The organism is Rhizobacter sp. P1_G5, from assembly GCF_056405435.1.
Genome location: NZ_JBFUCB010000403.1, coordinates 1 through 5,613, shown reverse-complemented (window position 1 = coordinate 5,613; position 5,613 = coordinate 1). Strand labels below are relative to the sequence as shown.

General features: G+C 67.1%; 4 protein-coding genes. All 4 read right to left on the bottom strand.

Annotated features, from left to right (window positions below; translation table 11 throughout):
* On the bottom strand, positions 1-1,293 hold a 1,293-nt coding region (locus AC1D12_RS23015), incomplete at its 3' end, for an ABC transporter permease (RefSeq protein ID WP_477843075.1).
* A gap of 21 nt (positions 1,294-1,314) precedes the next feature.
* Complete coding sequence (locus tag AC1D12_RS23010; RefSeq protein WP_047510525.1) at positions 1,315-2,298, bottom strand: ABC transporter permease; 984 nt, start codon at positions 2,296-2,298, stop codon at positions 1,315-1,317.
* A 3-nt stretch (positions 2,299-2,301) separates the two neighbouring features.
* Positions 2,302-4,545 (bottom strand): ABC transporter substrate-binding protein, encoded by a 2,244-nt coding sequence (locus tag AC1D12_RS23005; protein ID WP_052212952.1) that lies wholly within the window; start codon positions 4,543-4,545, stop codon positions 2,302-2,304.
* 215 nt (positions 4,546-4,760) lie between these two features.
* Positions 4,761-5,613, bottom strand: an 853-nt coding sequence (locus AC1D12_RS23000; RefSeq protein WP_477843073.1) for an LD-carboxypeptidase, incomplete at its 5' end; no start/stop codon positions are given.

Sequence of the window (5,613 nt, the reverse complement as noted above, 5' to 3'; positions counted from 1 at the left end):
GCGCGACATCTCGTTGCGCGCCAGGTTGATCATGCCGCCGAAGCTGTTCATCGACGGATCGACGCCGACGCCGACGTACGACAGCACCGCCTCATAGAGGATCAGCGCCGAGAAATCGAGCACCGTCGTGATGATGATCAGGTGCACGACGTTCGGGAAGATGTGGCGCAGCATGATGCGCCACGAGCTGACGCCGAACGCGGTGGCGGCCTGCACGTAATCGAGCTCGCGCAGCTTCATCGTCTCGGCGCGCAGCAGCCGGCACAGCGTGGCCCAGCCGGTCAGGCCGAGGATCACGCACAGCAGGAAGAGCCGCACGTCGGCGCGCTCGGCGCCGGTCTCGAACAGGTCGGGGTGGGTGTCGATGAAGACCTGCATCATCAGCACGCAGGCGGCGATCAGCAGCACGTTGGGCACCGACGACAGCGTCGTGTAGAGGTACTGGATCACCTCGTCGATCCAGCCCTTGAAATAGCCCGCCAGGATGCCGAGTGCGACCGCGAGTGGAAGCGTTGCCACTGTCGACAGGCTGCCGATCACGAACGCGGTGCGGATGCTCTTGAAGGCCTGGTACAGCACGTCGTTGCCGGTGCGGTCGGTGCCGAACACGTGGTACTGGGTCGCRAGCGCGAAGATCGGCCCGAAGACCGCGCACAGCACCAGCACGGTGATCAGGCCGGCGCGCAGCGGCAGGTCGGTGTGGTTGTGCAGCAGCTGGTGCCACGCCTGGCGCCAGGTCCAGCCGTTGACGCGCGCGACCACCGCGGCCACCGCCGACACGATGGCCAGCCCGACCAGCATGCCGATCACGAGGCCCAGCAGGGCACGCCGCGCCACGTCGCCGGCCCACTCGGCCGCATCGTCCTTCAGGTGCGCGCCGCCGTGGTCGAGCCGTGGGAAGATGCGCTCGGTGCGGCCGTTGACCTCGCGCGAATCCTTCGTGAAGGCACGCGTGGCGAGCGGCGCTGAATAGGTGGTCTCGCGCCCCTCGACCTGCGTCGAGAGCACCACGTCGAGCAGCGATTCGGTGCGCGTGCTGTAGGCCTGCGCCTGCTGCGCGCCGGCGCTCGCGGCGTTCTGCAGCGCGCGCCGGAAGTGCACGCTGTCGACCACCGCGACGCCGAGGAACACCAGCAGGATCACCGCCGAGCACATCGCCGCCGGGTCATGGAACACCTTCAGCCACGAGGCGCGCAGGTTGGGGCTGCGGTGGATGCGCCAGCCGTACACGAACAGGGCGAGCACGAGCAGCATCACCACCACGTCCGACCACAGGAAAACAATCTTCGGCATGAGTTCAGTCCCGGTGCGCGCTCAGCTGAGCCGGACCCGGGGATCGACCCAGGTGTACGCGATGTCGATGAGGATGTAGGTGCCGATGTACAGCAGTGAGCCGATGAAGACGATGGAGCGCAGGATCGCGAAGTCCTGCCCCGAGATCGCATCGATCACGTAGGCACCCAGGCCCGGGATGCCGAAGAAGCTCTCGAACACCAGGCTGCCGAGGAACACGTAGGGCAGGTAGCTGCCGGCACTGGTGATGATCGGGATCAGCGCGTTCGGCAGCACGTGGCGGAACAGCACGCGCGGCTCCGACAGGCCCTTGGCGCGCGCGGTGCGCACGTAGTCGCGGCCGATCTCCTCGAGGAACATCGCGCGGTACAGCCGCCCTTCCCCGCCCAGGCGCGACAGCAGCGACAGGATCACCGGCAGGATCAGGAAGCGCACCGCATCAAGCCCCGGCGCGAAGCCCGAGATCGGCACCAGCCGGAACATGCGCGAGAACAGGAACTGCCCGACGATGATGTAGAACAGGCTGCTGATCGACAGCATCAGCACGCAGGCGACCACGCCCCAGAAGTCGATGCGCGAGTTCTTGAAGAACACCAGCAGCAGCGCGAAGCCCACGCTCGCGACGATCTGCAGCAGGAACAGCGGCACCGCGAGCTGCAGGCTGACCCACATGCGGGTGCGGATCTCATGGCCGATGTCGGTGGCGCTGCGCGCGTCGGAGCGGCCGAACTTCAGCGCCAGCAGCGAGACCGAGCGGTCCCAGAACACGGTGTCGGTGATGCGCTCGAGGCCGCTCGCCTTGTCGTTGACGTACAGCGGCTTGTCGTAGCCGCGCTCGGTCTTCCACTTCTCGATCTGCTCCTGCGTGACGCGCTTGCCGCCGATGTTCAGGCGCGCCATGTCGTCGGGCGTGTTGACGGTGAAGAACAGCAGGAAGGTGAACAGGTTGACCCCGAGCAGGATCAGGAAGCCGTAGAAGCCACGGCGGATCACGTAGTTCAGCATCGGTCAGGCTTTCGCGGGACGGGTGGCGACGCCGGCCAGGGCGTTGGCGCGTTCGCGGGCGATGAAGCCGCGCCGCGCGATCCAGGCGAGCAGCGCGAGCGCCGCCGCGATCAGCAGCAGCGGCCAGTACACCGGGTGGTTCCACTCGGCCTGCTTCGCGGTGCGCAGCACCGGGTCGAGCCGGTGGTAGCGCACCATGTCGCGGATCATGATGGTCGGCTTGCCGTTGTAGACCCACTGCTGGTAGGCGCCGGCGGCATACGGGTAGTAGCCGAACGACCAGACCGCGTCCTTGCGCGCGATGTCGACCATCTCGTCGATCACCTTCTGCTTCTGCGGGCCGTCTTCGAGCAGCTGCAGCTGCTTGTAGCGCTTGTCGTACTCGGGGTTGTCGTAGTTGGCGATGTTCTCGCCCTCGTGCCTGCTCTTCGAGTTGGGCCCGTACAGCAGGAACAGGAAGTTCTCCGCATCGGGGTAGTCGGCGAGCCAGCCGGCCCAGAAGATCTGGTGCTTGCCCTTCAGCGTCTTGTCCTGGTACTGGTTGAAGTCGGTCGCGCGGATCTCGAGCTGCACGCCGATCTTCGCGAACTGCTTGACCATCCAGTCGAGCTCGGCACGGAACTCCGGCGTGATCGCGCGCTGGAAGTCGTAGTTCAGCACCAGCGGGCGGCCGGTCTTCGCGTCGCGGCCGTCGGGGTAGCCGGCCTCGGCCAGCAGCTGCTTGGCCTCGTCGACCGAGCGGCGCACCACGCGGCCGTCGACCATCTTGTGCGTGATCGGGTTGTAGCCCTCGGGCGTGCCGTGGCGCGAACCGAACAGGCCGGCCGGCACCGGGCCATGCGCCGCGACGCCGCCCTTCTGGATGAAGATGCGGCCGTAGCCCTCTTCCCAGTCGATCGCGATCGAGACGGCCTGGCGCAGCTTGCGGTGGCGCTCGTCCTCTTCCGGCGTCGCGCCCTTGCCGACCACCGGGTCGAGCATGTTGAAGCCGAGGTACCAGATCGAGATGTCGACCGTCTGCGGGAACTGGAAGCCGCGCTCCTCGAAGCGCTTCTTGACCTCGTCGGAGTCGTTCGCATCGGCCAGGAAATCGGGCCCCCAGTCGACGCGCTCGACCTCGGGCTCGTCCAGGTAGCCCTGCACGAACTTGGCCTTGTACGGCACCTTCTCCTTCTCGCTGTTGAAGACCAGCTTGTCGATGAAGGGCATCGGCTTGCCGCAATCCTTCAGCAGGCCGGCGGCCTTGTCCTCGGGCTCGCCTTCGCAGGGGTAGAGGTCTTCGCGGTAGTTCGGGTTGCGGCTCAGCACGTGCCGGCGGTCCTGCACGTACTCGGTCAGCATGTAGGGGCCGGTGCCGACCGGCCAGCGCGTCAGCGCCAGGCCATTCTTGGCCATGCCGGGCTGGGCGTAGAACTTGTCGGCCTCCCACGGCACCGGCGCGAGGAAGGTCATCGCCATCCAGTACTTCCACTGCGGGTACTTGCCGCGGATGCGGATGCGCAGCGTGTGGTCGTCGAGCGCGCTCGCGCCGGCCAGCGGCCACTTGCGGAAATCGAGGAAGGGCTTGTCGAGCGAGGCCGGGTCGAGCCCCTGGCGCAGCTTGGCGTCCTCGGCCTTGATCTGCGCCCCGTACTCCTTCAGGCCGATCACGTACTCGGAGAAGATGCCGTAGATCGGCGCCTCGATGCGCGGCGTGGCGTGGCGCTTCAGCGCGTAGACGAAGTCGTCGGCGACCAGTTCGCGCGTGCCGGTCTTCGCGAAGTCCCACGGCGAACGCTTGCCTTCGGTGTCGGCCGGCTTCAGGTCGTGGTACAGGTACCCGCCCTGCTCGTTCTTCGCGAAGGCCGGATGCGGTGCGTACAGCACGCCGCGCTTGATCTTCACGTCRTAGACGCTCTCGGCGACCAGTTCGCCGGGTGCGTCGTCGGCCAGCGGCTGGCCGTTCTTGTCGAGGTAGTGCGGGCGCGCGATCTCGGCCGCCGTCTTCGGGATCAGCTCGAACGGGCGCTTCAGGTAGTGGTACGCGTACAGCGGGTCATAGACCTGGTACGTGATCGGCGTCTCGTTGTTCGCGTAGGAGGCGGTCGGGTCGAGGTAGCGCGGCGAGCGCTCCTGGTACGCGGTGAACATCGTGTTCGTCTGCGCGGCACCCTTCGGCTGCGGGCTGTTGTCGCAGCCGGCCAGCACGGCGCAGGTGGTGAGCAGGGCTGCGAGCCCACGGCCCAGCCACGTTCCAGATCCCCGCATCCCGCGCACTCCTTCGACAGCAGACAAACGGCGCGTGCGGGTAAGCACAGGCCGGACAAAAAACAAGAGCCTCACACAACCCGGCTTGTGGCCGTGTCGCCGCGAGGCAGTCAGCAATGATAAAGCCCGGCGAGCAGCCGGTTTGCCAGGGGTTTCCACGGCTTTACCGGCCCCGAGCCAGCAGGGCATTCGGTTGCAAGCAAGAAGTCGACCAGCTACCAGCCAACCAGAACGTTGCGGCCGTCGACGAGCAGGGTGACCTTGCGACCGACCGGCAGTGTCAGCTTGGTCGGCACGTGCCCGAACGGCAAACCGGTCAGGATCGGGACTTTTGTCACGCTTCGCAGGTACTCGACCATGCTCTTCAGCGAGTAGCCGCGGTCGAGCGGCGACTTGCGGAACTCGGTGAATGCACCGAGAAGAATCGCTTTCTGGGTGCCGAGCACGCCGGCCTGGTGCAGTTGCAGCAGGCTGCGCTCGATCCGGTAGGGGTGCTCGTTGACATCCTCGACGAACAGGATCCCGCCCTTGACCTTCGGGAAGTGCGGCGTGCCGAGCAGCGCATTCAGCACGCACAGGTTGCCGCCCCACAGCGTGCCCTTCAGCTCCAGGCCTTCGAAGCCGGCTTCGGTGCGGAAGCCCACGGCCTCGAGTTCGCCGGTCATCGCTTCGGAGAAGCAATCGGGCGTCACCTCGTCGAGCACCTCGGCGCCGAAGTCGCCGCAGGCCATCGGCCCGGCCCAGCTGGTCGACTTGGTGTGTGCGAGCAGGCCGAGCTGCAGCGCCGTCATGTCGCTGTAGCCGACCCAGCGCGTGCCGTGCTCGACGCTGCGGCCGAGCAGCTTCCAGTCGATGCGATCGAGCAGCCGCGTGAGGCCGTAGCCGCCGCGCGCGGCCATCGCGATCGACGGCGCCTGGCGGGCCACGCGGTGCAGCGCGGCCAGGCGCAGGTCGTCGTCGCCGGCGAAGCGCTGGTGCTTCGCCAGCGCCGATTCGTCGACGCTGACCTCGAAGCCGAGCGCCGCCAGGCGCTTGACCGCACGGCGCAGCGGTGCCGCGCTCGCGACC